Source organism: Streptomyces sp. NBC_00285 (assembly GCF_036174265.1).
GTDB lineage: Bacteria > Actinomycetota > Actinomycetes > Streptomycetales > Streptomycetaceae > Streptomyces.
In genome coordinates, this window is sequence record NZ_CP108055.1 from 9381760 (window position 1) to 9401287 (window position 19528).

16 protein-coding genes are annotated in these 19528 nt (G+C 70.8%); 6 read left to right on the forward strand and 10 right to left on the reverse strand.

Annotated elements, in window-relative coordinates:
- Nucleotides 1–131 precede the first annotated feature (131 nt).
- The 3 genes from OHT57_RS42990 (at nt 132) to OHT57_RS43000 (ending at nt 2321) form a co-directional block, all read left to right on the forward strand.
- A complete protein-coding gene (locus OHT57_RS42990) occupies nt 132–845 on the forward strand; it encodes a helix-turn-helix transcriptional regulator (protein WP_328752389.1) in 714 nt (237 codons plus the stop codon).
- On the forward strand, nt 842–1819 hold the full coding sequence (locus OHT57_RS42995; RefSeq protein WP_328752390.1) for a threo-3-hydroxy-L-aspartate ammonia-lyase: 978 nt from the start codon (nt 842–844) through the stop codon (nt 1817–1819). The genes OHT57_RS42990 and OHT57_RS42995 overlap by 4 nt, the downstream gene beginning before the upstream one ends.
- A 142-nt stretch (nt 1820–1961) precedes the next feature.
- The gene (locus OHT57_RS43000) at nt 1962–2321 is read left to right on the forward strand and encodes a cupin domain-containing protein (RefSeq protein WP_328752391.1); all 360 of its coding nucleotides are present in this window, start codon (nt 1962–1964) and stop codon (nt 2319–2321) included.
- A 217-nt stretch (nt 2322–2538) separates the two neighbouring features.
- Here the strand turns inward: OHT57_RS43000 and OHT57_RS43005 are convergent, their stop codons facing one another.
- The 4 genes from OHT57_RS43005 to OHT57_RS43020 all read right to left on the reverse strand — a co-directional run bounded on the left by OHT57_RS43005 (nt 2539) and on the right by OHT57_RS43020 (nt 7024).
- A complete protein-coding gene (locus OHT57_RS43005; RefSeq protein WP_328753491.1) occupies nt 2539–3831 on the reverse strand; it encodes a vWA domain-containing protein in 1293 nt (430 codons plus the stop codon).
- A 50-nt stretch (nt 3832–3881) separates the two neighbouring features.
- A complete protein-coding gene (locus tag OHT57_RS43010) occupies nt 3882–4739 on the reverse strand; it encodes an AAA family ATPase (RefSeq protein WP_328753492.1) in 858 nt (285 codons plus the stop codon).
- Between the two features lie 179 nt (nt 4740–4918).
- Entirely contained in the window at nt 4919–6229 is a 1311-nt protein-coding gene (locus OHT57_RS43015) for an FtsX-like permease family protein (RefSeq protein WP_328752392.1), read from the reverse strand.
- A gap of 3 nt (nt 6230–6232) precedes the next feature.
- On the reverse strand, nt 6233–7024 hold the full coding sequence (locus OHT57_RS43020; RefSeq protein WP_443053552.1) for an ABC transporter ATP-binding protein: 792 nt from the start codon (nt 7022–7024) through the stop codon (nt 6233–6235).
- A 134-nt stretch (nt 7025–7158) separates the two neighbouring features.
- On the opposite strand from OHT57_RS43020, the gene OHT57_RS43025 reads away from it, so the two are divergent.
- The 3 genes from OHT57_RS43025 (at nt 7159) to OHT57_RS43035 (ending at nt 11621) form a co-directional block, all read left to right on the forward strand.
- On the forward strand, nt 7159–7803 hold the full coding sequence (locus tag OHT57_RS43025) for a hypothetical protein (protein ID WP_328752394.1): 645 nt from the start codon (nt 7159–7161) through the stop codon (nt 7801–7803).
- A 40-nt stretch (nt 7804–7843) separates the two neighbouring features.
- Entirely contained in the window at nt 7844–8461 is a 618-nt protein-coding gene (locus tag OHT57_RS43030; RefSeq protein ID WP_328752395.1) for a hypothetical protein, read from the forward strand.
- A 184-nt stretch (nt 8462–8645) separates the two neighbouring features.
- A complete protein-coding gene (locus OHT57_RS43035; RefSeq protein ID WP_328752396.1) occupies nt 8646–11621 on the forward strand; it encodes a family 78 glycoside hydrolase catalytic domain in 2976 nt (991 codons plus the stop codon).
- On the opposite strand, the gene OHT57_RS43040 is transcribed toward OHT57_RS43035, so the two are convergent.
- From OHT57_RS43040 to rhaI, 6 genes are all read right to left on the reverse strand, one after another.
- Nucleotides 11594–12250: a LutC/YkgG family protein gene (locus OHT57_RS43040; RefSeq protein ID WP_328752397.1), complete on the reverse strand. Its 657-nt coding sequence runs from the start codon at nt 12248–12250 to the stop codon at nt 11594–11596. The two genes, OHT57_RS43035 and OHT57_RS43040, sit on opposite strands and share 28 nt — an antisense overlap.
- On the reverse strand, nt 12247–13725 hold the full coding sequence (locus OHT57_RS43045) for a LutB/LldF family L-lactate oxidation iron-sulfur protein (RefSeq protein ID WP_328752398.1): 1479 nt from the start codon (nt 13723–13725) through the stop codon (nt 12247–12249). The genes OHT57_RS43040 and OHT57_RS43045 overlap by 4 nt, the downstream gene beginning before the upstream one ends.
- Entirely contained in the window at nt 13722–14477 is a 756-nt protein-coding gene (locus OHT57_RS43050; protein WP_328752399.1) for a (Fe-S)-binding protein, read from the reverse strand. Before OHT57_RS43050 ends, OHT57_RS43045 begins: the two co-directional genes overlap by 4 nt.
- A gap of 104 nt (nt 14478–14581) precedes the next feature.
- Complete coding sequence (locus OHT57_RS43055) at nt 14582–16018, reverse strand: rhamnulokinase (RefSeq protein ID WP_328752400.1); 1437 nt, start codon at nt 16016–16018, stop codon at nt 14582–14584.
- On the reverse strand, nt 16015–18054 hold the full coding sequence (locus OHT57_RS43060) for a bifunctional aldolase/short-chain dehydrogenase (RefSeq protein WP_328752401.1): 2040 nt from the start codon (nt 18052–18054) through the stop codon (nt 16015–16017). Before OHT57_RS43060 ends, OHT57_RS43055 begins: the two co-directional genes overlap by 4 nt.
- A gap of 114 nt (nt 18055–18168) precedes the next feature.
- Nucleotides 18169–19329: an L-rhamnose isomerase gene (gene rhaI, locus OHT57_RS43065; protein ID WP_328752402.1), complete on the reverse strand. Its 1161-nt coding sequence runs from the start codon at nt 19327–19329 to the stop codon at nt 18169–18171.
- Between the last annotated feature and the right edge of the window lie 199 nt (nt 19330–19528).

Genomic DNA, 19528 nt, shown 5'->3' on the forward strand with positions numbered 1-19528 from the left:
CGTTGATGTTACCGGTAACATCCGGCCCGTCAAGATCCATGGACAAACGCGGAGGAGTGGCCATGATTGGACTGGTGGTCCAGTCATTGGATTGGTAGTCTAGATAATCCACTGAACCGAGGAGGGGTGTGATGGAGGCCGAGCGGGATGCGATCCTCGCCGCGCTCACACCGGTCGTCGACGGGATCGCGGCGACCTTCGGCCCGGTGTGCGAGGTGGTGCTGCACGACTACCGGAGCCAGGAGAGTTCGGTGGTGGCCATCGCGGGCTCGGTGACCGGGCGCTCGGTGGGCGGGGCGATGAGCGAGATCGGCATGCGGATGGTCGCCCGCGGCGACGAGGCTGCCGACGAGCTGAACTACGTCACCCGCACGGACACCGGCAAGCTGGTCAAGTCGTCGACCATGGCACTGCGGGACTCCTCGGGCGCGGTGTTCGGTGCCCTGTGCGTCAATGTCGACATCGGTGCGGCGAGCGAGGTCCACGCCCTGCTGGGAGCGCTGACCGGGCTCGGCGCGGCCCCCGCCGAGCCGCCCGTCACCACCTTCGGCGACGACATCGACTCCGTCGTCGACGTCATGCTCGACGCCCACCGGCACCAGTCGTGGGCGCTGCTCGACCGCACCGGGCGCCTGGACCTGTTCCGGAGCCTGGACGAACGGGGCGTGTTCGCGGTGCGGCGCGCGATCGAGCAGGTGGCCGGACGGCTCGGGATCTCGCGGGCGTCCGCGTACAGCTACCTGTCCCAGTCGCGAAAACAGCCGAACCGGGAGCAGTCGAACCGGGAGCAGCCGCACCGAGATCAGCCGAACCGAGAACAGCCGGACACCGGAGGACACCCGTGACGACCACCACCCCGCCGGTCACCCTGGACGACGTCCTGGACGCGGCCTCCCGGCTCAAGGGCGTCGCCCACCGCACACCGGTGCTGCGCTCACGGACGCTCGACGCGCTGGTCGGCGCCGAGGTCTTCCTCAAGTGCGAGAACTTCCAACGGGTCGGCGCCTTCAAGTTCCGCGGCGCCTACAACGCGGCCTCCCGGCTCACCCCGGACCAGCTCGCCCGGGGTGTCGCCGCCTACTCCTCCGGCAACCACGCCCAGGCCGTCGCCCTGGCCGCCCGAGAGCTCGGCACCACCGCGGTGATCGTCATGCCTGAGGACGCCCCGCGTTCCAAGCGGGCGGCCACCGAGGGCTACGGCGCCCAGATCGTCACCTACGACCGCTACACCGGCGACCGCGAGGCCATCGCCGAGGCACTGGCCGCCGAGCGGGGCCTGGCGCTCATCCCGCCGTACGAACACCCGCACGTGATGGCGGGACAGGGCACGGCGGCCCTCGAACTCCTTGAGGAGACAGGGGAGTTGGACGCTCTGCTCGTGCCGGTCGGGGGCGGCGGACTGATGGCGGGAAGCGCCACCGCAGCCAAGGGACGACACCCCGGCATCCGCATGATCGGCGTGGAGCCGGAGGTCGGCGACGACACCAAGCGGTCCCTGGAGGCGGGGCGGCGGATCAGCGTGCCGGTGCCCAGGACCATCGCGGACGGACAGGCCGTGCACACGCCCGGCGAGCTGACCTTCTCGGTGAACCGGCGGCTGGTCGACGAGATCGCCCTGGTTTCCGACGACGAGATCCGCGACGCGATGCGGTTCGCCTTCGAGCGGCTGAAGATCGTGCTCGAGCCGAGTGGCGCCGCCGCGCTGGCCGCCCTGCTCGGCGGCAGGGCGGGTGACCTGCCGGACCGTGTCGGCGTGATCGTCTCCGGCGGCAATGTCGACGCGGAGCGCTTCGCGCGTCTGTGCGCGGGCCAGGACTGACACCGGCCCCGAATGGCAGCCCCGGGCGGAGGGGCGGACGATGGGGGGATGGGGCGCGGACCCCGCCGGTGCCGCCCGGGAGCGGGTGGGAGACGGAGACCGGCCCCGGCCGTATCGAACACGGCCGGAAGGGAGAGCCGTCATGTTTGAGGTCAAGACGCTCGACAAGCCGGACGAGCGCAGGGATTTCCCCAAGGGGCACCTCGAAGCGGTCCACATGACCGGACTGGACTTCGCCGTGGGTACCTTCGAGCCCGGCTGGCGCTGGTCCGAGTCCGTGGGGCCGATCGCGGGGACCAGGAGCTGCGAGGTCCACCACAACGGCTATGTGGTCCAGGGCCGGATGCACATCGTGATGGACGACGGCGGCGAGGGCGAAGTGGGGCCCGGTGACATCTTCGTGGCGGCGCCAGGACACGACGCCTGGGTCGTCGGCGACGAACAGTGCGTGGTCCACGACTTCGCGGGCGGCATGGCGAAGGACTACGCGAAGAGCAGGTGAGGCACGCCCGTTCCCGGCCGTCACCTCTCACACCGTGACGACGACCTTCGCTCGCCGACGACCCGAGCCGGCAGGTGACGGCCGGGCTCGCCGCGATCTCGGGGCGCCGTACCCGCAGTCGGCGGCCTGAGCCGTCCGATCGGTGCGCCCGGGGCGGGCCTGGTGACCGCCGGTCCCGCCCGGCGCGCCGCAGGAGGACGGACGGGACGGGCAGCCGTCAGATCGGCAGCAACCGTCCCACCAGTGCGCTGAGCTGTCGCACATTGCGGCACTCGTGCATCTCCACCAGCCCGGCGTACTCGTACGCGGCCGAGTCCCCCGTGCCCCACTGCGCAGTCGCCTCCGGGTTCAACCAGTAGACGCGGCGCGCCCGTTCGGCGATCTCCCGCACGGCGGACAGGTTCGGGTCGCTCATGTTGGTACGGGCGTCACCGAGCACGAACACCGTGGCGCGCGGGCTCACCGCGTCGCCGTGGTGCCCGGCGAACTCGCCCAGTGCGACGCCGTAGTCGCTGCTGCCGTGCCAGCCGGTGAGGGTGGCCTCGGCGCGGATGCGTGCGCCGAGCCCCTCCGGGTCGGCCGCGCCGTGTTCGAGGAGCCGGGTGACCTCGTCGAGCCGGTTGACGAAGGCGAACACCCGCACCTTGCTGAACTGGTCGTGCAGCGCCTGCACCAGCAGCATCGTGAAGTCCGAGAACCCCGACACCGAGCCCGACACGTCGCACAGCAGCACCAGTTCGGGACGGGCCGGCCGACGCCGCCGCAGCACCGGCTTCATCGGCACCCCGCCCGTCGACAGGGAACCGCGCAGAGTCCGCCGCAGATCGATGCTGCCCCGCGCGGCACGACGACGGCGGGCCGCGAGCCGGGTGGCGAGCTTGCGGGCCAACGGCTGTACCGAGCGCCGCAGTTCGGCCAGCCGGTCCTTCCCGGCGAACAGGAAGTCGACCCGGTCGGTGGTGGTGGCCACCGCCCGCCGCGCGAGCTCGTCCCTGCCGCGCCGTTCCGCGATCCGCCGCCGTGCCTCCGTCGCCACCAGGGCGCGGAACACCGCGATGCGCCGCCGGATCTCGTCCTCCAGCAGCCGGTCGGCGAAGTCCGAAGCGCCGTGCTGTGCGCGGAGGGTGTCGCGGACGGGCGCGAGGAGCGTCTGCGGCCGAAGCCATTCGAGTGTCTGGTACGACGACCAGCCGTCCGAGCCGGGGGAGTTGCCGTAGCCGCCGAACCCGTCGACCGCCTGCGCCGCCAACCGGGCCATCAGCGCCTCGTCGTTCGCGGCGAGGGCTTCGGAAAGGCGTGTCCGCATGTCCTCCCGGCCTGCGGAGACCTCCTTGGGCGCGCCGACGCCGCGCGGAAAGTACAGGTCGAAGACCGGGTCGAACACCTGCCGTTGGGCGGTCCCGTGCAGCAGCGTCGCCGCCAGCCCCTCCCGTAGCCGCTCCCGGTCCGCCAGCCCGAGCGCCTCGACCGCCTGCGCCGCGTCCACGGTCTCACCCGTCCCGATGCGCATCCCGTGCGCGCGCAGGGCGCCGACCAGGGAGGTGAGCCGCTCGGCGGTGCTCACACCGCGTCCAGGTCGAGCTTGGCCCCGGCCTTGAGGATGTCGTCCTGGTGCTTGAGGAGCACGCCCAGGGTGTCCCGTACGACCGTCTCGTCGAGGTGGTCCGCGCCGAGCGCGAGGAGCGTGTGCGCCCAGTCGACGGTCTCCGCGACCGACGGCACCTTGCGCAGGTCCATGGCCCGCAGCGCACCGACGACCCGGACCACGGACCTGGCCAGGGTCTCGTCGAGGCCGGGCACCTTCAGCCGTACGATCCGCCGCTCCAACTCCTCCTCGGGGAAGCCGATGTGCAGGAACAGGCAGCGGCGGCGCAGGGCCTCCGACAGCTCACGGCTGGCGTTGGAGGTGAGGACGACGAAGGGACGGCGGGTGGCGGTGATGGTGCCGAGTTCGGGAACGGTGACCTGGAAGTCGCTGAGCACCTCCAGGAGCAGGCCCTCGACCTCGACGTCCGCCTTGTCGGTCTCGTCGATGAGGAGGACCTTGGGCTCGTCGCCGCGGATCGCCGTCAGCAGGGGCCGGGGGAGCAGGAACTCCTCGCTGAAGATGTCCGTGCGCGCCTCGTCCCAGCTCTCGTCCCGACCGGCGCTGATCCGCAGCAGCTGCTTGGCGTGGTTCCACTCGTACAGAGCCCGGGACTCGTCGACCCCCTCGTAGCACTGCAGCCGGACCAGCTGTGCGGCGGCGACTTCGGCGACCGCCTTGGCCAGCTCCGTCTTGCCGACCCCGGCGGGGCCCTCCACCAGGAGCGGCTTGCCGAGCCGGTCCGCGAGGAAGACGGTCGTGGCGATCGCGGGGGAGGCGAGGTAGCCGGTCTCGGCGAGGCGCGCGGAGACGTCGTCGACGGATGTGAACAGCAACGGGGCCTCCGGCGCGGGTGCGAACAGGTGTCCAGGTAACTATCTAAGCGCTTGTTCACCGCTTCTGTCACGCGACCGCAGGGTGGGGGAGCGACGATGCCGACCCCGCCGGATGCGGCCGGCACGCACGGCGAAAGGGGGCCGCCACCGAAGTGGCCGCCCCCTGGCCGGAGTCGTCACGCCGCCAGACCCACCGCCTCCACCGCCCGGGTACGCAGCACCCGGTGGGCCGTGGCCAGGCTCGTCCCGACCGTCGCCGCCGCCGCGATCGACACCACCGCCAGCCAGATGCCGAGCCCCTGGTGGGGCAGCACCGAGTCGCTGCGCACGACGGTGAACGGCACGATCCCGGCCAGCGCCGCCACCGTGCCGAAGAACACCCCGACGGCCGTGAGGACCAGCCCCTCCACGCCCACCGTGCCGAGCACCTGCCCGGGCGTCGCCCCGGCGAGTCGCTGCTGCCCGAACTCCCGGCCGCGGTAGGTCGTCGCCGCGTAGAGCGAGTTGACCAGCATCACGCAGACGAACACCACGATGATGCCGACGACCGTGAGGTTCAGCGTCTGCAGGTTCTTCGCCTCGACGGTCCTGACCGCGCCCGACGCCCGCACGGCGTCACTCTCCACGCCCTGCATGTACAGCGTGGCCACGGACACCGCAGTGAAGAGGATCAGCGACATCAGGATCCCGGAGAGGTGCTCCGCCCGCCGACGCAGGTTCCGCACCGCCAGCCAGCCGCTCGCACCGGTCAGCGGCAGCCGGTCCAGCACACCTGTCAGCAGCCGCGGCGCGAGCAGCGCGAACCCCACGGACAACAGGATCGCCCCGTACGCCGGCGTCGCCATGAGCGCCTCGTCCGTCGCCGAGAAGGCGAAGGTGGACATCACCGACACGGCACCGAGACCGAGAGCCGCGTACGCGAAGACCGTCCGGGCCCGGCCCCGCTGCCGACGCCCGCGCGTGGCCCGTCGTACGGCGAGGAACGCGGCACCCGCCGCCGCGACCAGAGTGATGTCGACGCCCGACATCAGCGCGACGGCCCCGAATGAGGGGTCGACGCTCTGAGCGACCTGCCCGCTGTCCTGGAAGGCGCCCACCAGCGCACGCCCGCCGAGCATCGCCGGTCCGATCGCCAGCACGGCACCGATCAGAGCGACCGCCACGGCCTCACCCACGACCATCCGCCTGATCTGGCCCGGAGTCGCCCCGGAGCAGCGCAGCAGCTCCAGCTCACCCGCCCGCTGCCGGACGTTGACCGTCAGCGTCGAGGCCACGGCGAAGAACACCAGGAGGGTGCCGTAACCGCCGACGACACTCGCGGAGGTGGTCAGCGTGTCCGCGCTCACCGGGTCGACGCCCGGCCGGCCCGCCGTGTCGTACAGCGAGTTGAACGTCATGATGATCCCCGCACCGAGGAAGGCGGCCAGCAGTGTCGCGAGGAACCGTCCGGGCCGTTGCCGTATCGACCGCATCGCCAGCATGAACATCCCTCACACCCCCGCCGTCACGTCGTCGCCCAGGTGCGCGAGGCGCTCGGCCACTGCGTCCGGTGTCGGCGCGTCCAGCCGGCCCGCGAGCCGGCCGTCCGCCAGGAACAGCACCGAGTCGGCCCAGGACGCGGCGACCGGGTCGTGGGTCACCATCACCACGGTCCGGCCGTGCACCCGCACCGCCTCCTGGAGCAGCCGCAGCACATCCCGCGCGCTACGGGTGTCCAGGGCGCCCGTCGGCTCGTCCGCGAAGATCACCCGGGGGTCGGCGACCAGGGCGCGGGCGATCGCCACGCGCTGCCGCTGACCGCCGGAGAGCTGGTCGGGCCGGTGGCCGAGCCGGTCACCGAGCCCGACGGCGGCCAGGACCTCCCCGGCCCGCCGCCGGTCCACACGCCGCCCGGCCAGCTTCAGCGGCAGCACCGTGTTCTGCGCCACCGTCAGCGTCTCCAGGAGGTTGTACTGCTGGAACACGAACCCGACGCGGCCCCGCCGGAACCTCGTCAGCTCCGCCTCGCCACCACCGGTCAGCTCCGTGCCGTCCACCCGCACGATCCCGCTGTCCGGCCGGTCGAGACCGGCCGCGCACTGCAGCAACGTGGACTTGCCGGACCCCGAGGGCCCCATCACCGCGGTGAAGGTGCCCCGGGCCAGGCTCAGCGTGACCCCGTCCAGGGCGGTCACGGCACTGTCGTCGGTGCCGTAGGTCTTGCTGACCTTGACCAGGCGCAACGCCTCGGTGGCGGGTCCCGTGTCGTGCGTACGCCGTGCAGTCGTGCGGAACATCGTCATCGCCCTCCGTCCGGCACGCCGTGTGCCTCGCCCAAAAAGCTACGCAGCGTGGGCTCGGGACACATGGGGCGCAGAACCCGTCTTGCGGGGTGTACCCAGTGACACCTCCCGGCGGATACGACAGGGTGATCGCCATGACCGACGGAATAACCTGGCTCGCCGAGCCCCGGTCCATCGCCTGGGGCGGATACGGCATCGTGATGGCGCGGGACCTCGAATCGGAGTCCCTGGCACGGCGGGTCGCCGCCACCGGGTTCCGGGGCAGAACCAGCACCCGCTTCATCGGAGAGCTCACCGGCCGCCAGACCCAGGACGTGCTGGACGGCGTCTTCGGCAGCGGCCACGAAGAGATCGCCCTGCGCCACGGAGAGGTCGGCGAGTGGTCGTACGTCGTCAAGTACGGCTGCTGGCAGGCCCAGTTCGGTCCCGCGCCCCGCGTCGACCGAGGCGAACTCCACGTCTTCCAGCTGGAGTTCGAGGAGGAGAACGGCAAACCGGTGCCGCCGAACTTCGCCTACTGCCACGACGAGCGCCTGATGTGCGCGTTCAACCTGCACCTGGACGGCTCCTGGGGATACGACGGGGTCCAGGGCGAGCCCGGGTTGGCGTCCGCCGTGCAGGACCGGTTGACCGCCGCCGGACTCCCCGACCACGACCTGGACCGCCGGACCGTGCACCGCACCTCGCTGAAGGTCCTCCAGGAGCACTTCGGTCTGTCATTGCCCAGGCGGCGGATCGTGGAGGGGGCGCTGCCCACGCTCCTGCTGACCGCGCCCTGACCAGAGGGCGTTGTCAGTGGCGCGCTGTACGTTTTCGGGCATGGGGATCTATCTGGTGAGCGTCGGCGCGCGGGAGTGGTTCGACGAGGCCAAGGACGAGGACGACGACGAGGAAGAAGGCGGCAGGGGCGCTCTCGCCTCGGCGCTCGGCGCGGAGTTGAGCCGACGCGGACTGCCGCCGTACCGGTCCGTGCCGGAAGCACCGGAGCGGATGGTGCGCGGGGCGGGGATGTCGTTCGAGGAGAAGCTCGTGCCCTCCATGGACGGCTTCGAAGCACTGTGCCGTACGCATCTGTCGCCGGAGGAGCATGACGTGCTCTGCGGATGGTCGGTGCTGGTGCCGTTCTCCCTCGACGAGGCGATCCGGCTGCCCGTTGCCACCGCCTACACGGACACGGCCGTGGTGGCCGGCGCGCCTCAGGTCCTCGCCCTCGCCGAACGGCTCGCGACGGTCGTCGCCCTGCCGGTGGACGAGATACCGGCGGCCTGCGACAACCTCGACCTGACCATGTGGTTCCTGGACGGCCCGGCGAAGGACGCGGCCGCCGCCCGGCCGGGACCGTGGGGCGAGGACCTGGACGCAGCCTTCTATGTGGCCCTGTATCTGCGAGCCGCCCAGCACTCCCTGCGCCGCGGCTGCCCGATCGTCTACTGCTGACGTCCCGCGTCGCACGACGGTCCACCGGCTGATGAGGCAGGCAATCCGTTTTTGAACGGTTCCCATGCGCGCCTGGCGGACATGAGCCCGCCGCATCAGTGGACACGTGTCGGAACAGGCATCATCATCAACCCGACCGATGGGTTGAATCGATACAACTCCGAGCAGTCGAAGGGACACCGGGATGACCGACGGAGTCGACCGCACCGCCGTCGAGGGCCTGACCGTGGAGCACCGAGCCAACCCGCTCGGCGTGGACGCGGCCCGCCCGAGATTCGGCTGGCGCACCGCGTCCCGGGTCCGCGGCCGGCGCCAGACGGCGTACCGCATCCTCGTGGCCTCCACGCCCGACCGTCTGACCGACGGCCGGGCGGACGTCTGGGACAGCGGCCGCACCGACTCGGCGGACTCGGTGGCCGTCCGCTACGCGGGCCCCGGCCTGCGTGCCTCGACGCGCTACCACTGGACGGTCCAGCTCTGGGACGAGAACGGCCGGCCGCTGCCCGAGGCCCCGACCGCGCGCTTCGAGACCGGACTGCTCAGCACCGACGGCGTGACCGGCTGGGACGGCGCCCGGTGGATCACCATGGCGGGCAAGGCGGCAGGCAGCGCGGGCGCACCCCTGCTCCGGACGCAGGCGGAACTCGCGCACGCACCCGTTCGTGAAGCCCGGCTCTACGTCTCCGCACTCGGCGTGTACGACGCCTACGTCAACGGCCGCCGGGTCACCGTGCCCCAGGGCGGCACCACCACCCTTGAGCTCCTCACCCCGGGCTGGACCAACTACGACACCACCGTCAACTACTTCACCTACGACGTGACCGGCCTGCTCGTGGGCGAGCGGGAGCGGCAGGTCACCCTCGCCGCCGTGCTGGGCAACGGCTGGTACAACGGCCGCGTCTCCGACAACAGCGTCTACCACTCCCCGGACGGCAACCGCCTCGCCCTCAAGGCCAAGCTCCTGATCCGCTACGAGGACGGCTCGCAGCAGAGCGTCGTGACCACGCCCGGCGACGACTGGCGGGCCACGGACACCGGCCCCTACCGGGCCGACGATATCTACGACGGCCAGACCTACGACGCCCGCGCGGAACTGCCCGGCTGGACGGCGAACGGCTTCGACGCCGCCGCCTGGTCCGGAGTCGAGGAACACGACTTCACCACCAGGTTCCCCGGCTCCCGGCTGGTCGCCCACCCGGGCGAGTCGGCCCGGCTGATGCCCCGATGGGACCGCAGGCCGCAGTCCATCACCGTGCACACCGGCGGAAGCGACTTCGTCCTCGACCCCACCCGGACGGTCACCGATCCCGCCGAGGCCGCCACCGCCCCGCTGACCCTGCACCCTGGCGACACCGCGGTGATCGACCTCGGCCAGAACATGGTCGGCGTCCCGCGCTACACCCTGCGCGGGCCGGCCGGCGCCCAGGTCACCTTCGCGCCCGGGGAGATGCTCAACGACAGCAGCGCGGGCGCCGACGGCCCCGAGGGCTCCGTGTACCGGGCCAACCTCCGCACCGCCGGGGCCGCCAGCACGTATGTCCTCAAGGGCGACCCGAAGGGCGAGACCCACCAGGACTCCCTGACCTTCTACGGCTTCCGCTACCTCTCCGTCACGACGACCACCACCGTCACCCTCACCGAACTGACCGGCAGGGTCGCCACCTCCGCCCTCCACGACATCGGCGACCTCACCACGGACGACCCCGACGTCAACCAGCTGATCAGCAACGTCCGTTGGGGCCAGCGCGGCAACTACCTCTGGGTACCCACCGACTGCCCCCAACGCGACGAGCGCTGCGGGTGGACCGGCGACACCCAGCTCTTCGCCGCCACAGGCCTCTACAACGCCGACGCGGTCGCCTTCCTGAGCCACTTCCAGGACATCCTGATCGACTCGCAGCGCACCTACGGCGCCGACGGCGCCCAGTTCACCTGGATCGCCCCCGGAGCCCGCTTCAACGATCCGGACCCGGCGAGCGGCTGGGCGGACTGCGGGGTCGTCGTCCCCTGGACCGTGTGGCAGATGAGCGGTGACACCACCATCGTCGACCGCAGTTGGGAGGCGATGACGGCCTACATGGACTGGATCCGCGCGCGCACCGGCGACAGCCACTGCGGACAGGGTGCCGTCTTCGGTGACTGGCTGGCCTTCCAGGTGACCAGCACCCAGCTCATCAGCGACGCCTACTACGGCTACAGCGCCCGGCTCATGGCGGACATGGCCCGCGCCACCGGACGCACCGCCGAGGCCCACGCCTACGAAGAGCTCTTCGGACACGTCAAAAGGGCCTTCATCACCAAGTACCTGAGCACCGAGGGCGGTCGCCTCACGGTGCGTTCCAGCCTCGGCTCCCCGCCGCCGTGGACTCCGGGCGACAGCCCCACCCGGACCGAGGACGACACCCAGACCGCGCTGCTCTGGATCCTCAAACTCGGCCTGTACGACACCGAGGAGCAGCGTCGCCGGCTGGTCGAGCTCCTCGCGCAGAACATCGGCAACGACGCCGCCTACAAGGCCGCTCATCCCGACAGCACCCGTGTCGGGCACGCGGAGAACACCCTCTCCGTCGGCTTCCTCGGCGTGAACGTCCTGGCCCCCGTCCTCACCGCGGAGGGTCAGGCGGAGCTGGCGTACAAGGTGGTGCACCAGGACGCCATGCCGTCCTGGCTGTACTCGGTGAAGAACGGCGCGACGACGGTGTGGGAGCGCTGGAATTCGTACTCCAAGGAGAACGGCTTCGGTCCGGTCGAGATGAACTCGTTCAACCACTACTCCTACGGGGCGATCGTGGAGTGGATGTACGAGAGCATGGCCGGTATCGCGAGGGATCCCGCCCACCCGGGCTTCAAGCACTTCTTCCTGCGGCCCCACCTCGACCCGACCGGCGAGATCACCCGGGTCTCCGGCTCGCACCGGTCGCCCTACGGCGAGATCCTCAGCGAATGGGCGGTGCGGGACAGCGAGTTCGCGTACCGGGTCGCGGTCCCCGCCAACAGCACCGCGACCCTGCGCGTCCCCACGGCCGACCCCGGCTCCGTGTGCGAGGGCCACACCCCCCTGTCACGCGTCAGGGGGGTGACGTACCTGGGGTTCGAGGACGGCACCGCGTCCTTCGAACTTCCCTCGGGCCGCTACGAGTTGACCTCTGCACTCGACTGACTGCCGACCAGTACGACCTCCAGGGTGCGCGGACCGTGCACCCCCTCGACCCGGTCCAGTTCGATGTCACTGGTCGCCGAAGGTCCGGAGATCCACGTCAGCGGGCGGGCCGGGTCCAGCTGTTCGAGGGCCTGCGGGATGGAGGAGACGACCTGGTCCGGGACCCGTACGACACAGATGTGGTGGTCCGGGACGAGGGTGATACGGCGGCGGCCCTGGTCCGGGCCGCCGTCCAGCACGATGGTGCCGGTCTCGGCGACGGCCACCGCGCACGCCGTGACCACGCTGTCGATCCGGTCCAGTTCGTGCGGCGTGGTGACGGCCCGGTCCGGGATCTGCTCGGCGTCGGCGTCCGCCAGCCAGGCCTGCTCCAGGCCCGGCGGCACGAGGACCGTCTTCGCCCCGCGGGCCGCCAGCATCCCGGCGAGCGTCGCCGGCAGGTCGGCCGCCGTGCAGCGGTGCACGATCGCCCGGTAGTCCGCGAGGTTCTCGGCCAGCAGCTCCACGGTTTGCTCGACGCTCCGGTCGCCGTGCTCCCGCAGATACGCGCGCTCGATCGGGGTGTCCTCGCCCGGGCTGTCGGCCAGCGCGCGCCGCACCCGGCCCAGGATCCGTTCCCTGCTGCTCACTTGCCGCCCTCCTTGCCGCCGCCTGTGCGCTGCCACCAGTCGCGGAACGGTTCCGCCGGCACGGGAGGCAGATCCCGGGTGTCGCTCCACGCCTTGCCGGGACCCGGCAGGGTGCGCGGATGCAGGCGCCGGGTGCGCGAGGCGAGGCGCTGGCCGGTGCGCAGGGCACCGGGGTGGGCGAACGCCCAGCGGGCCGCCCGCATCGCCGCGCGCTCGGCGGCGTGCCCCTTGGCGGGCTTCAGCACCACCTTGTTGCCCTCGTGGACCACCGGGCCGCCCTGCACGATCCGCTCCCGCAGATGCACCAGCACCTCGGGGATGTCGATGGCCACCGGGCAGACCTCGTAGCAGGCCCCGCACAGAGTCGAGGCGTACGGCAGTGAGGCGTCGATCTCGCTTCCCGTGCCCCGGAGTTGAGGACTGAGGATCGCGCCGATCGGGCCCGGATAGACCGAGCCGTAGGCGTGTCCGCCGGCTCGCTCGTACACCGGGCAGACATTCAGGCAGGCGGAGCAGCGGATGCAGCGCAGGGCCTGGCGGCCGACCTCGTCGGCCAGGGTGTCGCTGCGGCCGTTGTCGAGCAGCACGAGATGGAAGGTCCCCGGGCCGTCCTCGTCCGTGGTGCCGGTCCACGTGGACGTGTACGGGTTCATGCGCTCGGCGGTCGAGGAGCGGGGGAGCGTCTGGAGGAAGACCTCCAGGTCCTGCCAGGTCGGCACGATCTTCTCGATGCCGACGACCGAGATCAGCGTCTCGGGCAGGGTCAGACACATCCGGCCGTTGCCCTCGGACTCCACGACCACCAGGGTGCCCGTGTCGGCGACCATGAAGTTGGCGCCGGAGATGCCGACCTTGGCGCGCAGGAACTTCTCCCGCAGGTGCAGCCGTGCGGCCTCCGCCAGTTCGGCGGGCGTGTCGCTGAGCCCTTCGGGGGCCGGGCGGCCCCACTCGCTCATCTCCCGCTCGAAGATGTCCCGGATCTCGCCCCGGTTGCGGTGGATGGCCGGGACGAGGATGTGCGAGGGCCGGTCCTTGCCCAACTGCACGATCAGCTCGGCGAGATCGGTCTCGTAGGCGCGAATGCCCTCGGCTTCGAGGGCCTCGTTGAGCCCGATCTCCTGCGTGGCCATCGACTTGACCTTGACGACCTCCGACTCGCCGGTCATCTTCACGAGTTGGGTGACGATGTCGTTGGCCTCGTCGGCGTCGGCGGCCCAGTGGACCGTGCCGCCCGCAGCCATGACCGACTCCTCCAACTGCACGAGATAGCGGTCGAGATGACGCAGTGTGTGGTCCTTGATCTGCTTGCCGGCCTCCCGCAGCTGAGCCCAGTCGGACACCTCGGCGACGGCCTTCTCCCGCTTGGCGCGGATCGTGTGCGTGGCGTGGCGCAGATTGCCGCGCAGCGTCGGGTTGTTGACGGCCTCGTGTGCGGCCTCGGGGAAGGCCGGCATTCCTACGAACGTCCCGCTCATGGTGTCGGCTCCTCTTCCGTGCTCGCCAGGATCTCCGCGATGTGCACCGGCCGCATGTCCGACTCCAGCCGGCCCATCGTGCCGCCGATGTGCATCAGGCACGAGTTGTCGGCCGCGCACAGCACTTCGGCGCCCGTCGACTCGGCGTTGCGCACCTTGTCGGTACCCATCGCCGCCGAGACGTCGGGGTTCTTCAGCGCGAACGTGCCACCGAAGCCGCAGCACTCGTCGGCGCCCGGAAGCTCCTTCAGTTCAAGCCCCTTGACCGCCTGGAGCAGCCGCCGGGGCCGGTCACCGAGCCCCAGTCCACGCAGTCCGTGACAGGTCGGGTGGTAGGTCACCGTGTGCGGGTAGTACGCCCCCACGTCCGTCACCCCCAGCACGTCCACCAGGAACTCCGTCAGCTCGAACGTCTTCGGCACCACGGGCGCCAGCGCGGCTGCGAGGCCGCTCCCGCGTCCCTCAGCGCGGGCCCGCTCACCCATCCGCGGATACAGCTCCCGCACCATCGCCCCGCAGGAGCCGGACGGCGTCACGATCGCCTCGTACTCCCGGAATACATCGGAGAAATGCCGGGCCAGCGGTTCCGCCTCATGCCGGTAGCCGGTGTTGTAGTGCGCCTGCCCGCAGCAGGTCTGGGACATCGGGAAGTCGACGTCGACGCCCAGCCTGGTCAGCAGTTTCACCACAGCGCGCCCGGTGTCCGGATACAGCGTGTCGTTGACACAGGTCAGGAACAGGGCGACACGCATCGCGGCTCCTTGTGGTCGGTCATCGGATGAGTGTGGGGCACCACCCCCACGCGTTCAGCGTAGTGGGGGAGTGGTCCGGGGCGGAGGCCCGGGGAAGATTCAGGTCATTTCCCGGCGAGGCGGGCCTGCGCCTCGTGCCAGCGGGAGGTGTCGCCCTGCGGCTCGTACCGCGTGAGGGGCTGCGTCCGGGTGAGCAGTTCGCGGCCGCCCGCGAGGTCGCCGACGAGGCCGTGGGTCCGGGCCTGGACCAGGACGTTCCCGAGAGCGGCCGCCTCGGTCGGCCCCGCCACCACCGGCAGCCCGCAGGCGTCGGCGGTCAGCTGGCACAGCAGCGCGTTGCGGGTACCGCCACCGACGACGTGCACGACGTCGACGGGGTGGTCGGCCAGCCGCTGCGCGTCCTGGACGGCCCTGCGGTGGGCGAGGGCCAGCGAGTCGAGGATGCAGCGGGTGATCTCGGCGGGGGAGACGGGCACCGGCTGCCCCGAGGCGCGGCACGCCTCGGCGATCCGCTCCGGCATCCGGCCCGGCGCGAGGAAGGCGGCGTCCCCCGCGTCCACCACCGACCGCAGCGCGGGCGCCTTGGCCGCGTCGAGGAGCAGTTCGCCCAGATCCGGGTCGCCCCAGGCCCGCAGGCACTCCTGGAGCAGCCACAGCCCCATGATGTTCCGCAGGTAGCGGACCGTGCCGTCGAGGCCCAGCTCGTTGGTGAAGTTGGCGGCCCTGCTCTCCTCCGTGAGCACCGGCGCGTTCAGTTCGAGGCCCGCAAGGGACCAGGTGCCGGTGCAGATGTAGGCGAAGCGCTCACCGGACGCGGGGACGGCGGCCACCGCGGACGCGGTGTCGTGCGACCCGACGGCCGTCACCGGCACCGGGCCCGCGAGCCCGGTCTCCTCCAGCACCTCGGGCCGGAGCAGGCCCGCCGGATCACCGGGTTGGCGCAGCGGCGCGAACAACTCCAGGCCGATGCCCAGCCGCTCCGCGATGTCGTACGACCACTCCCGCGTGCGGGGATCGATCAGCTGGGTCGTCGACGCGTTGGTCAGCTCGGTGCCCTGCTCACCGGTGAGCCAGTAGGTGAGCAGATCGGGGATGAGCAACAGCCTCTCGGCACCCAGGAGTTGATCGGCGACAAGCTGGTACAGCGTGTTGAAGGGCGCGTACTGCAGTCCGGTGGCCGCGTACAGCTCGGGCGCGGGCACGGTCGCCCACACCTTCTGCGCGACACCCTCCGTACGGGAGTCCCGGTAGTGCACCGGGTTGCCGAGCAACGCCCCGTCGGCATCCAGGAGTCCGTAGTCCACGGCCCAGCTGTCGATGCCGACGGAGTCCACCTGCCCGGCCGCCCTGAGCCCGTCCAGGACACCGCCGTACAGGGAGAGGATGTCCCAGCGCAGGCCCTCCGGGATCCGGACCGGACGGTTCGCGAACCGGTGTGCCTCGGTGAGCTCCAGGCTGTCGGGGCCGACGCGGCCGACCATGACACGTCCGCTGGACGCGCCGAGGTCGACCGCGGCGTACGACTTCACGGACGCGCTCATCGCAGGAAGGCGGCCGCGACGCCGGCGTCGACGGGGACGTGCAGACCGGTGGTGTGGGTCAGCTCCCCACCGGTCAGCGCGAAGACGGCGTTGGCCACGTGCTCAGGAAGCACCTCGCGCTTGAGGATGGTCCGCTGGGCGTAGAACTCGCCCAGCTTCTCCTCCTCCACGCCGTACACGGCAGCCCGCTTGGCACCCCAGCCGCCGGCGAAGATGCCCGAGCCGCGCACCACACCGTCCGGGTTGACACCGTTGACGCGGATGCCGTGCTCGCCCAACTCGGCTGCGAGCAGGCGCACTTGGTGGGCCTGGTCGGCCTTGGTGGCGGAGTAGGCGATGTTGTTGGGCCCGGCGAAGACGGCGTTCTTGGAGGCGATGTAGACGATGTCGCCGCCGAGCTTCTGCGCGATCATCACCCGGGCCGCCTCCCGTGACACCAGGAAGGATCCGCGCGCCATGATGTCGTGCTGGAGGTCCCAGTCCTTGGCGGTGGTCTCCAGCAGAGGCTTGGAGATGGAGATGCCGGCGTTGTTGACCACCAGGTCCACGCCGCCGAAGGCCAGCACCGCGGCCCGGAACGATGCGGCGATCTGCTCCTCGGACGTGACGTCCACGGTCACGGCGACGGCCTTGTCGGGCCCGCCGAGTTCTTCGGCGACCGCGGAGGCGTTCTCGGCGTTGAGGTCGGCGACGACCACACAGGCGCCCTCGGCGACAAGACGCTGCGCGATGGCCCTGCCGATCCCGCTGCCCGCGCCGGTCACCAGGGCCACACGGGTGGCGAGCGGCTTGGGCTTCGGCATCCGCTGGAGCTTGGCCTCCTCAAGGGCCCAGTACTCGATGCGGAACTTCTCGGACTCCTCGATGGGCGCGTACGACGACACGGCCTCGGCGCCCCGCATCACGTTGATCGCGTTGACGTAGAACTCGCCCGCGACCCGCGCGGTCTGCTTGTCCTTGCCGAAGGAGAACATGCCGACACCCGGGATCAGTACGATCGCCGGGTCGGCGCCGCGCATGGCGGGGGAGTCGGGCAGGGCGTGCCGCCGGTAGTAGGCGGCGTACTCCTCGCGGTAGGCGGCGTGCAGCTCGTCGAGCCGGGCGATGGCCTCGTCCAGCGGCGCGGCGGGCGGCAGGTCCAGGACCAGCGGCCGGACCTTGGTCCGCAAGAAGTGGTCGGGGCAGGAGGTGCCGAGCGCGGCGAGGCGCGGGTGTTCGGCGCGGGCCAGGAACTCCAGCACGACCTCGGAGTCGGTGAAGTGCCCGACCTGCGGCCTGTCCTGGGACGCGACGGCCCGGACGTACGGCGCGAGGGCGGCGGCCCGGACCCGCCGGTCGGCCTCGGGAAGGGCGTCGTATCCCTCGATGACGGGGCCGAAGGGTTCGGCCCTGCCGCGCTCCTCCAGGAACCTCTCGGCGGTCCGGATGATGTGCAGGGAGTTGCGCTCGCACTCCTCGGCGGTGTCGCCCCATGCGGTGATGCCGTGCCCGCCGAGAACGACGCCGATCGCCTGCGGGTTGGCCTCCTTGATGGCGGCGATGTCCAGCCCCAGCTGGAATCCGGGGCGCCGCCACGGCACCCAGGCGACGGTGTCCCCGAAACACTCGGCGGTCAGCTTCTCCCCGTCGGCCGCGCAGGCGAGCGCGATACCGGAGTCGGGGTGCAGGTGATCGACGTGGGCGGCCTCGACGAGGCCGTGCATGGCGGTGTCGATGGAGGGGGCCGCACCGCCCTTGCCGTGCAGGCAGTAGTCGAAGGCGGCGACCATCTCGTCCTCGCGCTCGACACCCGGGTAGACGTCGACGAGCGCGCGCATCCGGTCCAGCCGCAGCACGGCGAGCCCGCCCTCGGTCAGGGTCCCGAGGTCACCACCGGACCCCTTGACCCACATGAGCTCGACGTCACCGCCGGTGACGGGGTCGGTGTCGGTGCCCTTGGCGGACGTGTTCCCACCGGCGTAGTTCGTGTTGCGGGGGTCGGCGCCGAGTCGGTTGGACCGGGCCAGGAGAGCGGCGGCTTCGGGATGGGTTGCCATGACGTTCGGTTCCTTCTGAAGAGAGGGGAAGTTTTTCCTACCTAGGGGCGCGGGGAACTGCGCGACCAGCCACAAACGGCCTGCACCCCGCATACGACAGAACCCGGCAGACGCCTACGCCCCCCACCCGGCCTGTTCCCCACCGACCCGCTCGGCCACGATCTTCTCGGCCCACCCGGACCGCTTGTACGCACCCATCGGATCCACGTCCAGCCCCATCTCCTCGCGCACCTCACGAAGCAGCGGCCGCACATCCGTGTTGTACGCGTCCATCACCACGGCGTTGGCCTCCAGGACATCGCCCTCGCGCTGAGCCACGGCGAGAGCGTCCCGGTCGACCAGGAGCGCCTTGGCGGTCGCCTCCTGGACGTTCATGACCGACCGGATGATCGCCGGGATCTTCGCCTCGATGTTGTGGCACTGGTCGAGCATGAACGCCACGTCGGAGGAGAACCCGCCGCCGCGCACCACCTCGTACATGATCCGGAACAGCTGGAACGGGTCGGCGGCGCCCACCATGAGGTCGTCGTCGGCGTAGAAGCGGGAGTTGAAGTCGAACCCGCCGAGCTTGCCCTCCCGCAGCAGGGTCGTGACGATGAACTCGATGTTGGTGCCGGGAGCGTGGTGCCCGGTGTCGACGACCACCTGGGCCTTGTCGCCCAGCTTCAGGCAGTGGGCGTAGGCCGTGCCCCAGTCCGGCACGTCCGTCGAGTAGAAGGCCGGCTCGAAGAACTTGTACTCAAGCAGCATCCGCTGTCCGTCACCCAGACGGTCGTACACCTCGGACAGGCCTTCGGCGAGCCGGTCCTGCCGCGCGCGGAGGTCGTCCTGGCCGGGATAGTTCGTGCCGTCGGCGAACCACAGCTTCAGGTCGCTCGACCCGGTCGCGTCCATGATGTCGACGCACTCCAGCAGGTGATCGAGAGCCTTCCGGCGCACCGAGGCGTCCGGATGGCAGATGCTGCCCAGTTTGTAGTCGTCGTCCTGGAAGGTGTTGGAGTTGATGGTGCCCAGCCGCACGCCCCGCTCCTCGGCGTACTTGGCCAGCGCCGCGTAGTCCTCGACCTTGTCCCAGGGGATGTGCAGGGCGACCGTGGGCGCGACCCCGGTCACCGCGTGGACCTGCGCGGCGTCGGCCAGCTTCTCCTGCGGCGTACGCGGTACGCCCTGCTGGGCGAACACCTTGAAGCGGGTTCCCGAGTTCCCGTACGCCCACGACGGCGTCTCGACTGCCTGGGTCTTGAGAGCGGCCTTCACCGCGGCGAGCTCGGTCACTTGAGGGCTCCTGTGACGTCGGGTCCGAAGGGCTTCCGAACGGCTTTACTGTGAAACGATTCAAGAGGGGAAAGTATGAGGCTGCCGCAGAGGTGTCAACCCCTGCGACCAAGCCCGGTGCCCGTGACACTGCTGTTATCTGAGTTCATCGAAAGATTTTCGACACGTACCCATTGACGTGACATGCGCTGCATGTCTA